The organism is Aliidongia dinghuensis (genome assembly GCF_014643535.1).
Classification (GTDB): domain Bacteria; phylum Pseudomonadota; class Alphaproteobacteria; order ATCC43930; family CGMCC-115725; genus Aliidongia; species Aliidongia dinghuensis.
Genome location: NZ_BMJQ01000008.1, coordinates 248,475 through 268,179, shown reverse-complemented (window position 1 = coordinate 268,179; position 19,705 = coordinate 248,475). Strand labels below are relative to the sequence as shown.

The 19,705-nt window shown below is 67.2% G+C and carries 20 protein-coding genes; 14 read left to right on the top strand and 6 right to left on the bottom strand.

All coding sequences use genetic code 11. The features are described 5' to 3' along the window. The first annotated feature begins 75 nt into the window (after positions 1-75). Genes IEY58_RS16930 through IEY58_RS16895 form a run of 8 tightly spaced genes read left to right on the top strand, consistent with a single transcriptional unit; the run spans position 76 to position 8,585 of the window. Entirely contained in the window at positions 76-1,605 is a 1,530-nt protein-coding gene (locus IEY58_RS16930) for a replicative DNA helicase (protein ID WP_189047850.1), read from the top strand. Between the two features lie 37 nt (positions 1,606-1,642). Then, complete coding sequence (alr, locus tag IEY58_RS16925) at positions 1,643-2,767, top strand: alanine racemase (RefSeq protein ID WP_229743773.1); 1,125 nt, start codon at positions 1,643-1,645, stop codon at positions 2,765-2,767. Further along, positions 2,768-3,541, top strand: coding sequence for an MlaE family ABC transporter permease (locus IEY58_RS16920; protein WP_189047846.1), 774 nt, complete (start codon positions 2,768-2,770; stop codon positions 3,539-3,541). Beyond that, on the top strand, positions 3,538-4,308 hold the full coding sequence (locus tag IEY58_RS16915; protein ID WP_189047844.1) for an ABC transporter ATP-binding protein: 771 nt from the start codon (positions 3,538-3,540) through the stop codon (positions 4,306-4,308). The genes IEY58_RS16920 and IEY58_RS16915 overlap by 4 nt, the downstream gene beginning before the upstream one ends. Positions 4,309-4,349: 41 nt before the next feature. After that, positions 4,350-5,753 carry a DNA repair protein RadA gene (gene radA, locus IEY58_RS16910; protein ID WP_189047843.1) on the top strand — a complete coding sequence of 468 codons (1,404 nt, stop codon included), beginning with the start codon at positions 4,350-4,352 and terminating at the stop codon, positions 5,751-5,753. 8 nt (positions 5,754-5,761) lie between these two features. Next, positions 5,762-6,427, top strand: a complete 666-nt coding sequence (locus tag IEY58_RS16905) for a CvpA family protein (RefSeq protein ID WP_189047841.1) — start codon at positions 5,762-5,764, stop codon at positions 6,425-6,427. Next, the gene (gene purF / locus IEY58_RS16900; RefSeq protein ID WP_189047839.1) at positions 6,424-7,881 is read left to right on the top strand and encodes an amidophosphoribosyltransferase; all 1,458 of its coding nucleotides are present in this window, start codon (positions 6,424-6,426) and stop codon (positions 7,879-7,881) included. The genes IEY58_RS16905 and purF overlap by 4 nt, the downstream gene beginning before the upstream one ends. A 2-nt stretch (positions 7,882-7,883) precedes the next feature. Beyond that, a complete protein-coding gene (locus IEY58_RS16895) occupies positions 7,884-8,585 on the top strand; it encodes an SDR family NAD(P)-dependent oxidoreductase (protein WP_189047837.1) in 702 nt (233 codons plus the stop codon). Between the two features lie 12 nt (positions 8,586-8,597). On the opposite strand, the gene IEY58_RS16890 is transcribed toward IEY58_RS16895, so the two are convergent. From IEY58_RS16890 to IEY58_RS16875, 4 genes are all read right to left on the bottom strand, one after another. After that, positions 8,598-9,914 carry a sensor histidine kinase gene (locus IEY58_RS16890; protein WP_189047835.1) on the bottom strand — a complete coding sequence of 439 codons (1,317 nt, stop codon included), beginning with the start codon at positions 9,912-9,914 and terminating at the stop codon, positions 8,598-8,600. 187 nt (positions 9,915-10,101) lie between these two features. Further along, positions 10,102-11,487, bottom strand: coding sequence for a ribosome biogenesis GTPase Der (gene der / locus IEY58_RS16885; protein ID WP_189047833.1), 1,386 nt, complete (start codon positions 11,485-11,487; stop codon positions 10,102-10,104). Positions 11,488-11,557: 70 nt separating this feature from the next. Further along, a complete protein-coding gene (locus IEY58_RS16880) occupies positions 11,558-12,877 on the bottom strand; it encodes an outer membrane protein assembly factor BamB family protein (protein WP_189047831.1) in 1,320 nt (439 codons plus the stop codon). 28 nt (positions 12,878-12,905) lie between these two features. Then, positions 12,906-13,544: a tetratricopeptide repeat protein gene (locus IEY58_RS16875; protein WP_189047829.1), complete on the bottom strand. Its 639-nt coding sequence runs from the start codon at positions 13,542-13,544 to the stop codon at positions 12,906-12,908. A gap of 395 nt (positions 13,545-13,939) precedes the next feature. Here IEY58_RS16875 and IEY58_RS16870 point away from each other — a divergent pair, with 395 nt between their 5' ends. Further along, positions 13,940-14,425, top strand: a complete 486-nt coding sequence (locus IEY58_RS16870; RefSeq protein ID WP_308422435.1) for a response regulator — start codon at positions 13,940-13,942, stop codon at positions 14,423-14,425. 178 nt (positions 14,426-14,603) lie between these two features. Continuing rightward, positions 14,604-15,593 (top strand): phosphoribosylaminoimidazolesuccinocarboxamide synthase, encoded by a 990-nt coding sequence (locus tag IEY58_RS16865; RefSeq protein WP_189047825.1) that lies wholly within the window; start codon positions 14,604-14,606, stop codon positions 15,591-15,593. On the opposite strand, the gene IEY58_RS34725 is transcribed toward IEY58_RS16865, so the two are convergent. Together IEY58_RS34725 and IEY58_RS16855 are read right to left on the bottom strand one after the other, a co-directional pair. After that, entirely contained in the window at positions 15,590-15,781 is a 192-nt protein-coding gene (locus IEY58_RS34725; protein WP_308422438.1) for a helix-turn-helix domain-containing protein, read from the bottom strand. The genes IEY58_RS16865 and IEY58_RS34725 overlap by 4 nt on opposite strands. Positions 15,782-15,837: 56 nt before the next feature. Further along, positions 15,838-16,539: a GntR family transcriptional regulator gene (locus IEY58_RS16855; RefSeq protein ID WP_189047823.1), complete on the bottom strand. Its 702-nt coding sequence runs from the start codon at positions 16,537-16,539 to the stop codon at positions 15,838-15,840. A gap of 173 nt (positions 16,540-16,712) precedes the next feature. Between IEY58_RS16855 and IEY58_RS16850 the strand changes: the two genes are divergently transcribed. The 4 genes from IEY58_RS16850 to IEY58_RS16835 are packed head-to-tail and all read left to right on the top strand — an operon-like array spanning position 16,713 to position 19,665. Next, the gene (locus tag IEY58_RS16850) at positions 16,713-17,540 is read left to right on the top strand and encodes a substrate-binding periplasmic protein (RefSeq protein WP_229743772.1); all 828 of its coding nucleotides are present in this window, start codon (positions 16,713-16,715) and stop codon (positions 17,538-17,540) included. Positions 17,541-17,562: 22 nt separating this feature from the next. Then, positions 17,563-18,228 (top strand): amino acid ABC transporter permease, encoded by a 666-nt coding sequence (locus IEY58_RS16845; RefSeq protein ID WP_189047821.1) that lies wholly within the window; start codon positions 17,563-17,565, stop codon positions 18,226-18,228. A 10-nt stretch (positions 18,229-18,238) separates the two neighbouring features. Next, positions 18,239-18,898 (top strand): amino acid ABC transporter permease, encoded by a 660-nt coding sequence (locus tag IEY58_RS16840; protein ID WP_189047819.1) that lies wholly within the window; start codon positions 18,239-18,241, stop codon positions 18,896-18,898. Then, positions 18,895-19,665: an amino acid ABC transporter ATP-binding protein gene (locus IEY58_RS16835; RefSeq protein WP_308422434.1), complete on the top strand. Its 771-nt coding sequence runs from the start codon at positions 18,895-18,897 to the stop codon at positions 19,663-19,665. The genes IEY58_RS16840 and IEY58_RS16835 overlap by 4 nt, the downstream gene beginning before the upstream one ends. Positions 19,666-19,705: the final 40 nt, after the last annotated feature.

Sequence of the window (19,705 nt, the reverse complement as noted above, 5' to 3'; positions counted from 1 at the left end):
TCCCCGTTATCCACAGGCCTGTGGATGGAATAGCCGTGGTCTGAGCCGGCCGGTCGGCAGTAGGTTGTGGGCAACATGGACCCAGCCCGCTCGCCCGCGCCGGTCGTCCCGGCGCAGCCGGACGTCCCCGCCTATCGTACGCCACCGCAGAACCTCGAAGCCGAGCAGGCGCTTCTGGGCGCGCTGCTCGTCAATAACGCGGCCTATCACCGGGTCTCGGAGTTTCTCCGGCCCGAGTATTTCTACGAGCCGGTGCACCAGCGGATCTATGGCGCGGTCGAGAAGCTGATCGAGCGCGGCCAGATCGCGAGTCCCGTCACGCTGAAACCGTTCTTCGAGCAGGACGGCGCCTTGGTCGACATCGGCGGTGCGCGCTATCTGGCCCAGCTCGCGGCCTCGGTCGTCACCATCATCAACGCCGCGGACTACGGCCGGCAGATCTATGATCTGCACTTGCGCCGCGAGCTGATCGAGATCGGCGGCGACGTGGTCAACGAGGCCTACGAGCAAGACCTCGACCTCGACGCCAAGAAGCAGATCGAAGTCGCGGAAAAGAAGCTGTTCGACCTGGCGACCGCCGGCGCCGCGGACGGCGGCTTCCAGCCGTTCAAGCAGGCGCTGCTTTCAGCCACCGAAATCGCCGAGGCTGCCTACAAGCGCAACGGCAAGACCTCGGGCGTCTCGTCCGGCTTCCGCGACCTCGACAAGAAGCTGGGCGGGCTCCATCCGTCGGACCTGATGATCCTTGCGGGCCGCCCGTCCATGGGCAAGACCACACTTGCGACCAACATCGCGTTCAACGTCGCCCGCGCCTATCGCCAGGGCCGCGGCGCTACCGGCGAGGCGATCGCCGAGGACGGCGGCGTCGTCGCCTTCTACTCGCTCGAAATGTCGGCCGAGCAGCTGGCGACCCGCATCCTGTCCGAGGCCTCGGGCGTGTCGGGCGACAAGATCCGCCGCGGCGAGGTTTCGCGCGACGAGTTCGACCAGTTCGTGCAGGCCTCGCTCGAGCTGCAGAGCATCCCGCTGTTCATCGACGACACGCCGGCGCTGTCGATCGCCGCCGTGCGCACGCGCGCCCGGCGCCTGAAGCGCCAGCAGGGGCTCGACCTCATCATCGTCGACTACCTGCAACTGCTCCAGGGCACGCCCGGGCGCGGCGCGGAAGTGAACCGCGTGCAGGAGATTTCCGAGATCACCCGCGGCCTGAAGGCGCTCGCCAAGGAGCTGAGCGTGCCGGTCATTGCGCTCTCGCAGCTCAGCCGTGCGGTCGAGCAGCGCGAGGACAAGCGGCCGCAGCTCGCCGACCTCCGCGAGTCGGGCTCGATCGAGCAGGACGCCGACGTCGTCATGTTCGTCTATCGCGAGGAATATTACCTCGGCCGAGCGGAACCCGCGCGCCGACCCGAGGAATCCGCGGAAAAGCACTTGGAGCGCTATACCGAATGGCAGCAGCGCTTTAGCGCCGCCCATGGCAAGGCCGAAGTGATCATCGGCAAGCAGCGCCACGGCCCCATCGGCATCATCACCTTGAGTTTCGACGGTGCTACGACCAAATTTGGTGACTATGTCGGCGCCGACCACCTCCCCGAGATCCACGAGTAGCCCAGAGGCTAATGTCTCTCAGGCGCTGGCCGGCTGGGTGCCCCCAACCGTCGACGCGCCGCCCGGGGTCACCGGACTTATCACCGTCGATCTGCAGGCGATCGTCGACAATTGGCGCCAGCTCGCCTTTCGCGTCGGCCCCGGCTGCCTGACCGGCGCCGCGGTCAAGGCCGACGCCTACGGGCTGGGCGTGCTGCCGGTTGCAACCGCTCTCGCCGCTGCCGGCTGCCGCTGGTTCTTCGTCGCAACGCCGGACGAGGGCGTGACGCTGGCCCAGAGCCTGGCCAAGACAGCGCCCGACGCGCGCGTCGCCGTGCTGTCCGGCCCCATCCCCGGCACGGCGCGCGAGCTTGCCGCCTATGCGAACCTGCTGCCGGTGCTGAACGATCTTGGCCAGATCGCGGCCTGGCGGACGGCGGCGCCCGGCCGGCCGGCACTGCTGCAGCTCGACACCGGCATGGCGCGCCTGGGCCTGCCGCCCGAGGAGATCGATCGCCTCGCCGCCGACCCGACGCTCATCGAAGGCATGCCGGTCACGGCGATCATCAGCCACCTCGCCTGCGCCGACGAGCCCGACCATCCGTTGAACGCGCTGCAGCACGCGAGCTTCACGGCCGCAGCCGCCCGCCTGCCCCAGGCGATGCGCAGCCTCTCAGCCTCGAGCGGCATCTTCCTCGGCCCCGACTATCATTTCGAGCTGGTGCGCCCGGGGGCGGCACTGTTCGGCCTCAATCCGACGCCGACACAGGCGAACCCGATGCGTCAAGTCGTTGGGATCAAAGCAAAAATCCTGCAAGTTCGCGAGATTGACGCTGGACGGACCGTTGGCTATGGTGCGACCTACGCTGCAGACCGGCCGCGCCGGGTCGCGACGCTGGGCGTCGGCTACGCCGACGGCGTCCTGCGGGCCGGCAGCAATGCTGCGCGCGTCTTCCTAGGCCCGGTGGCCATTCCCGTCATCGGCCGCATTTCGATGGATCTCGTCACAGTGGATGTCAGCGCCGTGCCGCCGCAATGGGTGCTCCCCGGCGGCTTTGTCGATGTGCTGGGGCCGCAATACGGCGCCGACGATCTGGCCCGCGACTGCGGCACGATCGGCTACGAGGTGCTGACCCGCCTCTCCCGGCGCCTGATGCGCCTCTACGGACCGGTTGCCGCCTAGATGGGCGACATTCTCGCGACCATCGGTCGGTCGGCGCTCACCTTCTTCGCCAGTGTCGGGCGCCTCATCCTGTTTGCGGGCGTGGCCTTGAGCCACATCGTCCGCCTGCCGCTCTATTGGAAGCTTCTGCTGAGGCAGATGATCCAGATCGGCTACAACTCGCTGCCGGTCGTGGGCCTGACCTCGCTCTTCACCGGCATGGTGCTGGCGCTGCAGAGCCATACCGGCTTCTCCGGACTGGGCGGCGACGCGGCCGTGGCGCTGCTCGTCGTGCTGTCGGTGACGCGCGAGCTTGGGCCCGTCATCGCCGGACTGATGGTCGCGGGGCGCGTCGGCGCCGCCATCGCGGCCGAGCTCGGCACCATGAGCGTCACGGACCAGATCGCGGCACTCTCGACGCTCTCGACCAATCCGTTCAAATACCTGGTGGTGCCGCGCGTGCTGGCCGGCGTCGTCTGCATGCCGCTCCTGGTCGTGATCGCCGACATCATCGGCATCCTGGGCGGCTATATCGTCGCGGTCTACCTGCTCGACTACAATCCGTCGAGCTACCTGCACCAGACCTGGGTGGCCTTGAAGACGCCGGACGTCGTCTCGGGCCTGGTCAAGGCCGCGGTATTCGGCTTCATCGTGACGCTGCTCGGCTGCTATCACGGCTACCATTCGCGCGGCGGCGCCCAGGGTGTGGGTTCCGCCACGACCAATGCCGTGGTCTCGAGCTCGATCGTGATCCTGCTCATGGACTATCTCTTGACGTCGGTATTCTTCTCATGACCGCCAAGATCGTCATCCGGAACCTTTACAAGGCGTTCGGCCGCAAGAAGGTGCTGCAGGGCATCAATCTGGAGATTGACCAGGGCGAGAGCGTCGTCGTGATCGGCGGTTCCGGCTCCGGCAAGTCCGTGCTGCTGAAATGCATCTTGGGGCTGATCCATCCGGATTCGGGCGAGATCCTGGTCGACGGGCAGCCGACGGCCCGCCTGACAGGCTCGGAGCGCGCGCGGCTCATGGCGAAGTTCGGCATGCTGTTCCAGGGGGCGGCCCTCTTCGACTCCCTGCCCGTCTGGCAGAATGTCGCCTTCGGCCTGATCCAGGGTGAAGGCATGCGAGCGGCGGAAGCCAAGCGCGTCGCCATCGAGACGCTCGCCAAGGTCGGGCTCGGCGCCGACGTCGCCGACCTGACGCCGGCCGAGCTCTCGGGCGGCATGCAGAAGCGCGTCGGCCTCGCCCGCGCCATCGCCGCCAAGCCTGAGATCATCTTCTTCGACGAGCCGACGACCGGGCTCGACCCGATCATGAGCGACGTGATCAACGAGCTCATCGTCGGCTGCGTGCGCGACCTGGGCGCCACGGCGCTCTCGATCACCCACGACATGGCGAGCGCCCGCAAGATCTCGGACCGCATCGCGATGCTCTACCACGGCAGGATCATCTGGCAGGGCGAGACCGCCGAGATCGACAAGTCCGGCAATCCCTACGTCGATCAGTTCATCCACGGCCGCGCCGAAGGGCCAATCAAGATGGAGATCCGCGCGTCGTGATCGCGAGACGCGCGCCCCTGCCGGGCAGGAGCCACTGAGCCATGGCTCGCCCCCGCAGCCGGTTCGTCTGCCAGGAATGCGGGGCAGTCCATAGCAAGTGGGGCGGCCGCTGCGAGGCCTGCGGCGGCTGGAACTCCCTGATCGAGGAGGCCGAACCCGAGGGCCCGCCCAAGGGGCTGGGCGCATCGGGGGCGGCCAAGGGCAAGCGCATCGCCTTCGTCGGGCTCGAGGGCTCGAGCGAGGCGGCGCCGCGTCGGCTGACGGGGATCGCCGAGTTCGACCGGGTGTGCGGCGGCGGCCTCGTGCCGGGTTCGGCCCTCCTGGTCGGCGGCGACCCCGGCATCGGCAAGTCGACGCTGCTGCTGCAGGTCGTGGCCTCGCTCGCGCGCAACAACGCCAAATGCGTCTATATCTCAGGCGAAGAGGCGGTCGACCAGGTGCGGCTCCGCGCGAGCCGCCTCGGCGTCACCGACGCGCCGGTCGAGCTCGCGGCGGCGACCAGCATCCGAGACATCGCGGCCTCGCTCGACCACGCCCACGCTGCCGACATCGTCGTCATCGACTCGATCCAGACCATGTATCTCGACATGCTGGATTCGTCGCCCGGTACCGTCAGCCAGGTGCGCGCGGCAGCCCAAGAGCTGATCCGGCTCGCCAAGCGCGTGGGCTTCACCCTCATCCTGGTCGGCCACGTGACGAAGGACGGCGCCATCGCCGGCCCGCGCGTGCTCGAGCACATGGTCGATGCCGTGCTCTATTTCGAGGGCGAGCGCGGCCACCAGTTCCGCATCCTGCGCGGCGTCAAGAACCGGTTCGGGGCAACCGACGAGATCGGCGTATTCGAGATGACCGACGCGGGCCTGAGCGAGGTCGCGAACCCCTCCGCCCTGTTCCTGGCCGATCGCCATGGGGCCGTCAGCGGTGCCGCAGTCTTCGCCGGCATGGAAGGAACACGGCCGGTGCTGGTCGAGATCCAGGCGCTCGTCGCCCCATCGCCGCTCGGTACACCCAGGCGTGCCGTCGTCGGTTGGGACTCCGCGCGGCTTGCAATGGTGATGGCCGTTCTGGACGCACGTTGCGGCCTTGCAATCGGATCGAACGACGTATACCTGAACGTCGCCGGAGGCCTTAGAATTTCGGAGCCGGCGGCGGATCTCGCAGTGGCCGCGGCGCTGGTGTCGGCGTTGACGGGGCAGCCCGTGCCGACGGACATGGTCGTGTTCGGCGAGATCGGTCTGTCGGGCGAGATCCGGCCGGTCAGCCAGTCGGACGCACGGTTGAAAGAGGCGGGCAAGCTTGGCTTCGAACGCGCGCTCGGACCGGCGCGACGGGGACGACAGAAACCGGCATCGGCCGGCATCGTCCAGAACGAGATCGGTCATTTGCAGGAGCTCGTCGACATGTTCGACACCGAGCGCGTTACCACCCCGGCGATGAGGGCCTGAATACCGTCATGAATGTGCTCGACATCATTGTCGTCGCCGTGGTCGCGATCTCGGGCCTGTTCGCTTTCGTGCGCGGCTTCGCCCGCGAACTCCTGTCGATCGCCGCCTGGGTCGGCGCCTTCGTCGTCACGTTCTATCTGTTCGACCCGGCGCGCACTATCGCGCGCGGCTTCATGAAGCCGTGGCTCGCCGACGTGGTGGCTCCGGCCGCCGTCTTCGTGGTCTGCCTCATCATCTTTTCCATCGTCACCGGCGTGCTGTCGAACCAAGTCCGGCAATCGAGCCTCGGCGCCATCGATCGGGCGCTCGGCATGATCTTCGGCGTCGCGCGCGGCGTCCTCGTCGCCTGCGCCGCCTATCTCGTCATGACCCGGTTCCTCGCGCCCGAGGATCGCCCCAACTGGGTGGTCCAGGCCCATACCCAGCCCCTGCTCGAGGCCGGGGCGCAGCGCTTGAACGCGCTCATCCCGCGCAACGTGCTCGACCGCGGCACTCAGGCTGCGAGCGAAGCGGCCCAGAAAGTGAACCAGGCGAACCAGGTGAAGCAGGACCTGGACAAGCTCAACGCGCCGATGGGCGCCAACAAGGCCCCGCCCGCCGGCCCGTCCCAACAGGACGAGACCGATCTTACCCATCTCGTCGACAAAGCCCTGCAGACCGGATCAAAACCATGACGCTTACGACCGTGCCGTTCGACGACGACCACTTTCATGAAGAATGTGGCGTGTTCGGCGTGTTCGGACATGCCGAGGCCGCTGCCCTCACCGCTCTCGGGCTGCATGCGCTCCAGCATCGCGGCCAGGAAGCTGCCGGCATCGTCACCTACGACGGCGCCCAGTTCCACGCCCACCGCGGCCTGGGCCAGGTCGGCGAGAACTTCAGCTCGCCCGCGGTCATGGAGCGCCTGCCCGGCAACGCCGCGATCGGCCACAACCGCTATGCCACGACCGGCGAGGTCGCGATCCGCAACGTCCAACCGCTGTTCGGCGATTTCGAGTTCGGCGGCCTCGCCATCTGCCACAACGGCAACCTCACCAATTCCTACCAGCTCCGCAACCAGCTGGTCCGGCGCGGCAGCCTGTTCCAGTCGACCAGCGACACCGAGGTGATTATCCACCTGATCGCGACCAGTCTCCGGCGCACGGTGCTGGAACGGATGGTCGATTCGCTGCGCCAGGTCGAGGGCGCGTATTCGCTCGTCGCCCTGTCCAAGGAAGGACTCATCGGCGTGCGCGATCCGCTGGGCGTGCGCCCGCTCGTCCTGGGCAAGCTCGGCGATTCGCACGTGCTGGCGTCCGAGACGGTGGCGCTCGACATCATCGGCGCGGACTTCGTGCGCGACGTCGAGCCGGGCGAGATCGTCGTCATCAACGAGAGCGGCGTGCAGAGCCACCATCCGTTCGGCAACCGGCCGAGCCGCTTCTGCGTGTTCGAGTACATCTACTTCGCCCGCCCCGACAGCATCGTCGAGGGGACCGGCGTCTATGAGGTGAGAAAGCGCATCGGCATGGAGCTGGCGCGCGAGACCCCGGTCGAGGCCGACACGGTCATCCCGGTGCCGGATTCCGGCGTGCCCGCGGCGCTTGGCTATTCGCTCGAGAGCGGCATCCCGTTCGAGCTCGGCATCATTCGCAACCATTACGTCGGCCGCACCTTCATCGAGCCGACCGACCAGATCCGCCATCTGGGCGTCAAGCTGAAGCATAACGCCAACCGCCGCCACATCGAGGGCAAGCGTGTCGTGCTGGTCGACGATTCGATCGTCCGTGGCACGACCTCGCTCAAGATCGTCGAGATGGTCCGCCAAGCCGGCGCCAAGGAGGTCCATATGCGGATCTCGAGCCCGCCGACCAACAATTCCTGCTTCTACGGCATCGCGACGCCGGAGCGCGAGAAGCTGCTCGCCTCGCGCTTCGACACCGAAGGCATGGCGAAGTTCATCGGCGCCGATAGCTTGGCCTTCGTGTCGATCGACGGGCTCTACCGCGCCTTGGGCGAGGTGAAGCGCGATCCGAAGGCGCCGCGCTATTGCGACGCCTGCTTCACCGGCGACTATCCGATCCCGCTGCTCGACTTCGAGCAGGGCAGTCTCGCGACCAATCTTTCGCTCATGAACGAGATCGCCTGAACATGGCGGGCATTCGGGAAGAGAGTGGGCAGAGGGGTGGCCGGCTCGCCGGCCGCGTGGCACTCGTGACCGGCGCTTCGCGCGGCATCGGTGCGGCCGTTGCCCGCTGCTTCGCCGCCGAGGGCGCTCATTGCGTGCTGGTCGCGCGCACGGTCGGCGCACTCGAAGAGGTCGACGACCAGGTCCGGGCATTGGGCGGCAGCGCCACGCTGGTGCCGCTCGACCTGCGCGAGTTCGACAAGATCGACCAGATGGGCGCCGCCCTCTACGAGCGGTTCGGCCGGCTCGACATCCTCGTCGGCAATGCCGGCCATCTGGGCTCGCTCGGGCCGATGAGCCATCAGGACCCGAAGGTCTTCCAGCAGGTCATCGAGACCAATCTCCTCGCCAACTGGCGTCTTATCCGCGCGATGGAGCCGCTCCTGAAGCTGGCGCCGGCCGGCCGAGCGCTCTTCACCGGCTGTGCCGCGGGCCGCGAGCCGATCGCCTATTGGAGCGCCTATGCCGTGTCCAAGGCGGCGCTCGAGATGATGGTCCATGTCTGGGCGGCCGAGCTCACCAAGACGAACGTTCGCGTTGGCCTCGTCGACCCCGGGCCGGTCGCGACCAAGCTGCGCCGCACTGCCTTCCCAGGCGAGGACCAGGCCATCATGGCGCAGCCCGACGAGATCGCCAGCCTCTTCCTTGATCGCGTATTGGTTTAAGCGCGTACTGGTTTAGGCGAGCGCCGTCGCCGTCCGCCAGGGCGGCAGTTTGAAGACGACGCGCGTGCCGCGGCCCGGTGCGGAATCGACCGTCAGTTCGCCGCCATGCAGTTCGACGAAAGATTTGGCAAGCGGCAGGCCTAGGCCGACCCCGTCGCGCGTGCGCACGAACGCGCTTTGCACCCGCCCGAACGGCCTGAGCGCCACCGCCGCCTCCGCCGCCGTCATGCCGATGCCGGTATCCTCGACCGTGAAGGCGAACTCGCCGCCGGCCGTGCGCCCGACCCGGATGCCGACGCGCCCGCCGGCCGGCGTGAACTTGATCGCGTTCGAGGCGAGATTGATCAGCACCTGACGCAGCAGCCGCTCGTCGCCGATACACCAGGATGCATCGCTCTCGAACTCGGCCTCCAGCCGGAGGCCCGCGTCGCCCGCGCGCCCGCGCAGCATGCGGGTGCAATCATCAATCATGCGCCGGACATCGATGCGGGCTTCCTTGAGCTCGACCCGGCCGGCCTCAATGCGCGCGATATCCAGGATATCGTTGATGATGAGCAGCAGATGCTGCGCGCTGCTGTGGATGTCGCCCAGATATTCCCGGTATTTCGCGACGGTGACCGGTCCCAGGATCTCCTCGCGCATGATCTCGGAAAAGCCCATGATCGCGTTCAAGGGCGTGCGCAGCTCGTGGCTCATGCTGGCCAGGAACTCGGACTTCGCCCGGCTGCTGCGCTCCGCCGCGTCGCGCGCGTCGCGCAGCGCCTGCTCCATCTGCTTGCGTTCGGTGATGTCTTGGATGATGCCGTCGACGGCGATCGGCACGCCGACATCGTCGAGCTCAGGCGTGCCCATGGCATGGACATGGCGCATGTCGCCGTGGGCATCGACGATGCGGAAATCGAGCCCATACGAGCGGCCTTCCTGTGCCGAGCGCAGCTTGTCTCCGACCATCTCGAGATCGTCCGGATGGACCAGCGCCAGGAACCGCTCGAGCGAATTCGGCGCCATGCCCGGTGGATAACCCAGAATGCGGCAGGCCTCGGCCGACCAGGCGAGCTCCTGCGTCGCGAGCACGCGGCGGTAGCTGCCGAGCTGGGCCAAGGTCTGCGCCTTCATCAGCACCCGGCGCGACTCCGCGAGCTCGTTCGCCTGCTCCTGCCCCTCGTCCAGCAGCCGCACCAGCCACCAGGCGAGCGCCACGAGCGAGACCAACAGCAACCCGACGAAGCTCATCGAGAAGGCGAGTTCTCGCCGGTTGAGCGTCAGCCAATAGGCGGCACTCCCCCACACAGCGCCCAACGCCAACGCGGTGACGAGCACCGTCGCCATCACCACACGCCATCGTGCAGCCGGCCAGGCCAGACGGAGAAATGGGGGAACTGGCATTGCGATGCCTCGGGCGAACGTTCTTGGCAGCGGCCGTCAACGCCGAAAACAGCGGCACTGCCTCAATGTTGCACAACCGAGCGCTGCCGTCAGTTCCGATCGGACGATCGGAGGCGGCGGTATAGTCCGTCTAATCCTTATCTGCGTAAGGATTAGCCCCCTTGCGCAGCATGACGCGGATGGGCGTACCAGGCATATCGAAGGTCTCGCGCATAAGGTTGACCAGATAACGCCGGTAGGAGTCGGGTAGCTCACCCGGCTTGGACGAGAAAAGCGCGAAGGTCGGCGGACGGGTATTGGCCTGCGTCATGTAACGCAGGCGCAACCGTCGGCCGTCGACCAGCGGCGGCGGATGACGTTCCTGCACTTCCGCCAACCATCGATTGAGTTTGGGTGTCGGGATGCGGCGATTCCATACGGCGTGGGCGTCGAGACCAGCCTTCATCAACTTGTCGAGCCCGGCGCCGGTGGCACCCGAAACGGGAATGCAGGTAAGGCCCTGCAGCTGCGGCAGGGAAATCTGCAGCCGGTCGCGCAGCTTCTCGAGCGCTGCGGGTTTGTTCTCGATCAGGTCCCACTTGTTGACCGCAAGCACGATCGAGCGGCCCTCGTCCTCGATCATTCGCGCGATCGTCAGATCCTGCTTCTCCAGCATCTGCGTTGCGTCGACCACGAGCACCACCAGCTCGGCGAAGCGGATGGCGCGCAACGTATCGGCCACCGAGAGTTTTTCGAGCTTGTGCTCGATGACCGACTTGCGCCGGAGCCCTGCCGTGTCGATCAGCTTGATCGGCCGCCCGCGCCAGGCCCACTCGATCGCGATCGAATCGCGGGTGATGCCCGCCTCGGGCCCGGTCAGCAGCCGGTCCTCGCCGAGCAGGCGGTTGATGAGCGTCGACTTGCCGACGTTGGGCCGGCCGACGATCGCAAGCTGGATCGGCTTCGCCGGATCGTCCTCCACCGCCTCGCCATCAGCGGCCGACGGCGCGTCCGCCAGCGCCCCTTCCGCCGCGTCGACCGGCTCGCCGGCATAGGGGACCAGGGCGTCGAACAGGTCGCTCAGGCCCTCGCCATGCTCGGCCGAGATGGCGATCGGGTCGCCCAACCCCAGCTCGAACGATTCATAGGCGCCGGCGATGCCGCCCTTGCCCTCGGATTTGTTGGCGACCAGGAGCACCGGCACGCTGCGGCGGCGTAGCAGATCGGCGAAATGCCGGTCCATCGGTGTGACACCCGCCCGGGCGTCGATCACCATCAGCACCACGTCGGCATCATCGATCGCCCGCTCGGTCTGCTCGCGCATGCGGCCGGCGAGGCTCTGGTCGGTGACGTCCTCGAGCCCGGCGGTGTCGATCACGCGGAACTCGATGTCGCCGAGACGCGCCTTGCCTTCCCGCCGGTCGCGGGTGACACCCGGCAGGTCGTCGACCAGCGCCAGCCGCTGGCCGACCAGCCGGTTGAACAGCGTCGACTTGCCGACGTTGGGTCGACCGATGATGGCCGCCGTAAAGCTCATACTCTTCGCAGTCCTTCCGACCGGCACCCCTGCTCCGATGAGCAATGATGTGGCGCCGGTCTCTTCAGCTTCAGCGCAACGCGGTCAGCTGTCCATCATTGGTCATGAGGTAGAGCGTGTTGTCGGCGACAACCGGCGAGAGGAAGCTGCCCTCCGGCAGATCGATCCGCCCCAGCGCCTTGCCGGTGTAGGGCGACAGCGACCAGGCCTGGCCGTTCGAGGCGACGACGATCAGCCGGTCGCCCGCCAGGATCGGCCCGGCCCAATGGATCGGGCCGCTCTTGTCCTCCATGTCCTCCCACTGGTCGAGCTGGGTCAGCCAGCGGACGCGGCCGTCGGCACGCGTCAGGCAGATGACCTCGCCGCCGGTCGACAGCAGATAGATGAAGTCGCCGGCGACCCACGGCGTATAGGTGCCGCCGACCTCCTGCTCCCAGGCGCGCTCGCCCGTGCGCAGGTCGATGGACGCAACGCGGCCGGAATGGCTGACCGCGATGACGCGGCCCCGATCGATGACAGGACGGCCATGGATGTCGGCCAGCGTCGAGATGGCGTCGAACCGGCGCGTCGCGGCGAGGCTGTCCTGCCACACAGTGCGGCCGTTCTCGATGCGCAGCGCCACGAGCTCGCCCGAGCTGAACGGCACCACCACCGTGCCGTTCTCGACGGCCGGGCTCGACCCGCCCGCGAGTTCCGCCGTCTCCGGGATGCCGGCATAGGTCCACTGTTTCTCGCCGGTCGCCTCATTGAGCGCGAAGATCTCGTTGTCGACATCGACCACCAGCACATGACCGTCGGCGATCGTCGGCGCTTCGCGCATGGGAATGCCAAGGTTGGTGCGCCAGGCTTCCTTGCCGTCGGCCGCGTTAAGCGCCACCACCTGGCCGTAGCCGGTGGTGACGAACAGCTTGCCGCCATCGTACGAGATGCCGCCGCCCCAAGCCTGACCGTCGTTGTCCTCCGGCGCCACGTCGACCTGCCACTGCTGCTTGCCGTCGGCGGCGCGGAAGGCGGTGACCTGGGACTTCGAGTCCTTCGCATAGACGACGCCATCGGCCACGACGGGGCCGGCCAGCACCTCGGCATAGCGCGAGGCGCCCTCGCCGACGTCGGCCTGCCAGGCCTCCTTCAGGCTGTCGGACAGCGCCGGGTGCTCCATGACATGCGCCGGCACGCCGCTCGCCTGCGGCCAGTTCTGATTGACAGCCGGCCGCGGCAGCTCGACCTGCAGCGATGCCAGGTCGGGATCGGGTTCGAGCTGCTTCTCGAGCGCCAGGACGGAGATCCGTTCGCCCGGAATGGGATCCTTCTTCTTTTTGCCGAAGGTGTCGCAGGCGGCGAGCGCCAGCGGCAAGACCAGGAGAACCGTCAGTTTCTTCACGCTCAGCACCGATCGCAATCCTTGAGTTCCTCTGGCCTCAGTTCTTCAGGCCGTTGACGATTTCGGTGGCGCGCGCACGGACCGACTCCGGCGCACCCAGATCATCCGCCAGCCCCTGATAGGTCTTGAGCGCCGCGGCCTTGTCGCCGGCCTTCAATTGCGCGAGCGCCGTCACCTCGAGCGCGGTATAGTGCCACGGTCCCTCGGCGAGCGGCTTCATGCGGGTGATGACGTCCTCCGGCTTCGCCTGGTCGACGCTGTAGAGGCCGGCCAGCACGGTCGCGAGATCGCGATAAACCTGATCGACCCCGCCGTCGGCGGCAATCGCGTTCAAGGCTGCAAGCCCGCCGTCCTTGTCGGTTCCCTTGGCCTTGAGGGCAGCGGCCTGAATCCGAGCGAGCAAGCCGTAGCTGCCCTTGTCCGTCGCCGCGAGCGCCTCGAACCCATTAACAGCCTTGGCGGTATCGCCATCCCGGAGCTGGAAGCTGGTCTCCGCATATTTGAGGCCGAGCGCCTGGTACTGCTGCTGGCGCCAGTTCTGATAGGCGACGCCGGCAGCGGTTGCCACCACGATCAGGACGGCCAGACCGATGATGTATTTGCCGTAGCGCGCCCACAGCTTGGCCATACGGTCGCGCCGCAGGTCCTCGTCGATCTCTTGGAAGATGTCCGCCAATGCGAGACTCCAGGGGGTAGCGGTATTACAGCGAGGCCCGATTCCGGTCGGCGCAAGCGCACGGGCCGGCAAACGAACCACGAGAACGGGGCCGGACCATAGCGGGTCACGCCGCCGGACGCAATTGCGCGCCGCCGCAGCCATTCAGTGGCTCACCAGCTTCTGTAAAAGAAGCAGAAAGAGACACGGCCTACGCAAGAAAATACCAGTCCCTGGACCGAACAGCGACGCGAATTGAACTGCCGAACGCCATCGCTTTGTTTCAAAAGGTCGCATACCCGGCTGCACCCCCTCGTCCGGGGCCGAGCCGGCCCGAGCCCGCGCCGGAGACCGGAACCATTCAGCGAGATCGGTGTTTGCGTTCGCGTGTGTTGGGCCCGGAATCGGCCAGGCCCATGCGACACGCCTCGCGAGACTTTATGAGCGTCGCTCCTCCTGACGAGCCAAGCCCCGCCGCCGAGCCGGCGCCTCCTCAACCACGCGTCCTGATCGTCGAGGATGACTCGATGGTGGCGACCTATGTCGCCGATGTGCTCGCCGAGGCCGGCTTCGAGGTCGCCGGCGTCGCAGCGACCGCGTCCGAGGCCTTTACACTCGCGGCCGAGCGGCCCTGCGCGCTGGCCCTCGTCGACATCCGCCTGCCCGGACCGCGCGACGGCATCGAGATCGCAGGCGAGCTGCGCCGCCGCTTCGGCATCGGCGCCATCTTCTTGAGCGGCACCAGCGACCCGGACCATGTGGCGCGCGCCAAGCGCGTCAGCCCCTATGGCTTTCTGCAGAAGCCGTTCCTGCCGAGCCAAATGTTCAAGGCACTCGAGCAGGCGCTGAAGCAGCGCCGGGCCGAACGCGGCGAGGAGCCGTCGCGCCCGGGCCCTCGCTGATACAAAGCCCTTCGAAGGAAGCTGAACCGCCAAGCAATGGTTGCTCGGCAACCGCGCAATCATTGCCGAACCGACCTCGATGATTTGCGTTATGGTGGCGGCCGCATCGACCGGCGCTCCGCCATTCCGCGTGGGAGACGCCGCCCTTTCCGCCGTCGAGCAATCGGGAAATGGAACAATGGCGACGAACGACAAGCTGACGATTCAGGATCTCGCGGCCTATGCCCGCAACGTGCTGCGCGACGCCACCATCCCCGAACTGCCCAATCACTACCGCGGCAAGGTGCGCGAGAATTACGAGCTGTCGGACGGACGCCGGATCATCGTCGCGACCGATCGCTTGAGCGCCTTCGACCGTATCCTGACGGCCGTGCCGCTCAAGGGGCAGGTCCTGACCCAGATCGCCCGCTTCTGGTTCGACCGCACGCGCGACATCTGCCCGAACCACGTCATCGAATATCCCGACCCGAACGTGCTGGTCTGCCGCAACCTCAAGATCATGCCGGTCGAGATCGTCGTGCGCGACTACCTGGCCGGCACGACCTCGACCTCGATCCTGTCCATGTACAAGGCTGGCCGGCGCGACATGTACGGCCATCATTTCCCGGACGGCATGCGGCCCAACGAAAAGCTGCCGCAACCGATCATCACGCCCACGACCAAGGCGTTCGACGCCGGTCATGACGAGGAGCTGACGCCCGACCAGATCGTCACCCAAGGCCTGCTCTCGGCCGAGCAATGGGCGCATGTCTCGAAGCTGGCGCTGGCGCTCTTCGCGCGTGGCCAGGAGATCGCGCGCCAGCACGGCCTGATCCTGGTCGACACGAAATACGAGTTCGGCTTCGACGCCGACGGTAGCATCGTGCTGGCCGACGAGATCCACACCCCCGATTCGAGCCGCTACTGGTACGCCGAAAGCTATCCGGCCCGCTTCGCCACCGGTGAGAAGCCCGAAAGCTTCGACAAGGATTTCGTCCGCAGCTGGGTCGTCGCACGCTGCGACCCCTATGCCGATGCGATCCCCGAGATCCCGGACGAGATCAACCTCGAAGCGGCGCGCATCTATATCAGCGTCTACGAGCAGATCACGGGCGAGAAATTCCCGCTGCCGGCGGCCGACCAGCCGGTGCTGGAGCGGATCCGCGCCAACCTCGAGCGATATTTTTAACGGCGTAAGCCCTGGCCGACCTCTGCCCGCAGCCATCGGCGCAACGCTTCGATGGCCGCGGGCTTGGGGTTGTTCGCGCGCCACACGACGAAATGGGCGTGCACGTCGCTGATCGCGATGTCCGAGAGCCGTTCGCCGAGCTCGGCCTCGAGCGCGCGGACATGCTGGCAGACGGCGCTCTGGGTCAGCGCCAGTTCGTCCGCCGCGCGCGTGAAGGCGTCCAGATCGATCGGTAAGCGCCGGCTCAGTCCTCGTCGTCCGCCACCAGCTCCGGATGCGTCTGCCGGAGTGCCGTCGCCGTTTCGTCCACGATCGACAGATGGGCGCGCAGGACCGCCTCCGCGCGGTCGGCGTCGCGGGCGATCACCGCGTTCAGGATGGCGCAATGCTGGCGGATCAGCAGGTCGACCGGTGTCACGTCAGGCAGGCTCAGGAGCCGGATCCGGTCGAACTGCGCCTTCTGGCTCTCGACCACGGACCAGAGGTCGCCATAGCCGATGGCGTCGGCGAAGGCGCGGTGGAACCGGTCGTCGGCCTCTTTGAAGCGATGGGCGTCGCCGCCCGCCGCCTGCTGCTCCGCGATCGCGCGCTCCGCCTCTTTCAGGCCCGCGGCCGGCAGGCCCTGGCTCGCCGCCTCGCGGATGATCGCGAGCTCGAGCGCGCTGCGGATGAAGCGGGCGCGCTTGACACCCTTGAGCGAAATCCGGCTGACAAAGGAACCGCGCTGCGGCCGCACCTCGATCAACCCTTCGTCGACCAGGCGGAACAGCGCCTCGCGCACCGGCGTCCGGCTGGTCCGGAAGCGCAGGGCCAACTCGTTCTCGGATAGGCGCGCGCCCGGCAGCAGCTGCAGCCCGACGATCTCCTTGCGGAGCGTTTCGTAGATCGCGCTCGCGCCCGCCGGCATGGCCCCCGGCCTGGGCGAAAGCGCCCGCTTTTCACTCATGCCCCCTCCCGTCATCGCTCCCGGGGCCGGACGGCGCCGCTTGACAGCGCTCAACTTGTATACAAGTCTTGGCTCCGCTTGTCGACGCACGCGACCGCCCTGCCGGCGCGCGACGGGACGAGACCCGAACGCGGCCGAGAGAGAGCCGCCGGCCTCAAATGGGGGGAAGTCAGATGATTTCAGTGAAGAACGGCATGCTCGCCCTGGCCCTCGCCGCCGGTCTCGTCACGCCTCACGCCCGTGCCGACGAGCCGCTGCCGACCAACAGCCCGCGCGTCCAGGCGATCCAGAAGGCCGGGGTGTTCCGCGTCGGCGTACTCGCCAACCCGCCCTGGCTGGTCGAGAACACCAGCGGCAACGGCGACCAATGGTCCGGCCCGGGCTGGACGCTCGCCAAGGAATATGCGCGGCTCTTGGGCGTGAAGCTCGAGCCGGTCGCCGTTTCGCACGAGACCAAGGTGCCGGTGCTGGCGGCGAACCAGGTCGACATGACCATCTCGCCGCTGTCGGTGACGCCCGAGCGGCTCAAGGTCATCGATTTCGTGACATATTCGTCCACCAGCCTGTGCGTGTTCGGCCGGGCCGACAATCCCAAGGTCGCGAGCGCCAAGAGCATCGACGATTTCAACAAGGCCGGCGTCGTCGTCGCGTACTACACCGGCGGCGGCGAGGAGCATTGGGTGCAGCAGCGTTTCCCGAACGCGACGCTGCGTGGCGTCTCGACCGCCGGCACGGCCGCCCCGGTCGAGGAAATCATGGCGAAGCGCGCGGACGTGTCGCCGATCAACCGCATTCCCTGGGTCGCCCTCAACAAGAAGGTGAAGGGCCTGAAAGCCTTCCCCGAGGGCAACAACTGCCAGGACAGCAAGGAGATGGGCACCGACGTCGGCTCCGCCATCGACAAGAACCAGCCGGAATTCCTGGCCTGGCTCAAGGCGGTCGAAACCCGGATGCAGCCGCAGCTGACGGCCGAGGAAAAGAAAGCGATCGACGGCATGTGACGCCCCAGAAGTCGGCGGCATCATGGATTTCGACTTCTCACCGCTCGTCGACAGCTGGCGCTTCCTCGCCGCCGGGCTGGGACTGACGCTCCTCCTGTCCGTGACCGCAGTGCTGACGAGCTTCATCGTCGGCCTCGCGGTCGGCCTCGGCCGGCTCTACGGGCCGGCCTGGCTGCGCGTGCCGCTGGTGTTCTACATCGACTCCATGCGGGCCATTCCGGTCTTCGTCGTGCTGGTCTGGATCTATTTCTCCGTGCCGATCCTGACCGGCCATACGTTCCAGCCGTTCTGGGCGGCCTTGACCGGCATCACGATCCATGTCGCGGCCTATGTCGCCGAGATCGTGCGGGCCGGCATCGGCTCGATCCGCAAGGGCCAGTTCCAGGCCGGTCTGGCACTCGGCATGTCGCGGCCGCAGATCGTCCGCGACATCCTGCTGCCGCAGGCGATCGTCCGCATGCTGCCGGCGCTGGGCTCGATCGTCTCGGTCACGATCAAGGACACGGCGATCGCCGCGGTCATCGCCGTGCCGGAGCTGATGCGCCAGGCCGAGACCTTGGCCGGCGAGACCTATCGGCCGATCGAGATCTTCACGACGGTCATGCTGGTCTATTTCCTGATCATCTTCCCGGTCACGCGCGCGATCGACCGGTTCTACGGGCGCGTCGCCCATCTCGGCCGGTCATGAAGCTCGCCCCATGAAACTCGAGTGGTCCATCGTCTGGCAGAGCCGCTGGCTGCTCCTCGACGGGGCGCTCGTCACCGTGCTCCTGACCCTGCTCACCATGGCGATCGCGGTGCCGGGCGGCATCCTCTTGGCGCTCATGCGCGGCTCGCGCTTCCGGCCGGTGGCGCTGGCGGCGACCGGCTTCGTCGAGCTATTCCGCAACCTGCCGCTGCTGCTGCTGGTCTATTGGGCGTTCTACGTCATGCCGGTGCTGACCGGCTTGAGCCTCTCGCCGTTCACGACGGGCTTGACCGCCTTGTGCCTCAATGTCTCGGCCTATAATTCCGAGACGTTCCGTTCCGGCATCAACTCGATCCGCAAGGGCCAGACCGAGGCCGGTCTGGCGCTCGGCATGAGCCGCGGCGAAGTGTTCCGCCAGATCATCCTGCCGCAATCCTGGCGCCGCGTGCTGCCGGTCCTGGCCAGCACCTGGGTCTCGCTGTTCAAGGACACCTCGCTCGTCTCCGTCATCGCGGTCGGCGAGCTCGCCCATACGGCGATGCAGATCCGCTCCCAGAGCTTCCGCGTGCTCGAGATGCTGACGGCGATGGCGGCGATCTATTGGGCGATGGGCTATCCGCAGGCGAAGCTGGTCGACTGGATTCATCGAAAATATGGAGTGCGGGAATGACCGACTTCGCCCGCAAGAACGCCGACAAGGCGCCGATGCTGGTCTATGAGGACGTGCGCAAGCGCTATGGCGGCTTCACGGCCTTGGACGGCGTGTCGCTGCACGTCAATGCCGGCGAGGTCGTCTGCCTGATCGGCCCGTCCGGCTCGGGCAAGTCGACGCTCTTGCGCTGCACGAACGCGCTCGAGGCGATCGACGGCGGCGAGGTCCGGTTCGAGGGCGCGCCGCTGCCCAAGGCCGAGGCGGAGATCCGCCGGGTGCGCCAGCGCATGGGCATGGTGTTCCAGAGCTTCGAGCTGTTTCCGCACAAGTCGGCGCTCGACAATGTGGCGATGGGCCTCGTGACCGTGAAGAAGCTGGCGGCGGACGAGGCGCGCAAGCGCGCCCAGGCGCTCCTCGCCAAGGTCGGCCTCGCCGACAAGACCGCGAACTACCCGGCGAACCTGTCGGGCGGCCAGCAGCAGCGCGTCGCGATCGCCCGCGCGCTCGCCATGGAGCCGCACGTCATGCTGTTCGACGAGCCGACCTCGGCGCTCGACCCCGAGACGGTCGGCGAAGTGCTGAACGTGATGCGGGCACTCGCCGAGGAAGGCATGACCATGATCGTGGTCACGCACGAGATGAGCTTCGCACGCCGCGTCGCCAACTGGGTCGTCGTGTTCGAGCGCGGCCGCGTGCTGGAGCAGGGCCCGCCGCACCAGATCTTCGAGACGCCGACGGTCGAGCGGACCCGCGACTTCCTGAGCCACCTCGGTTGGAACGGCTAGAGCCGGGCGCGACGGGCTTGAGGCCGGTCAGTTGCCTTCG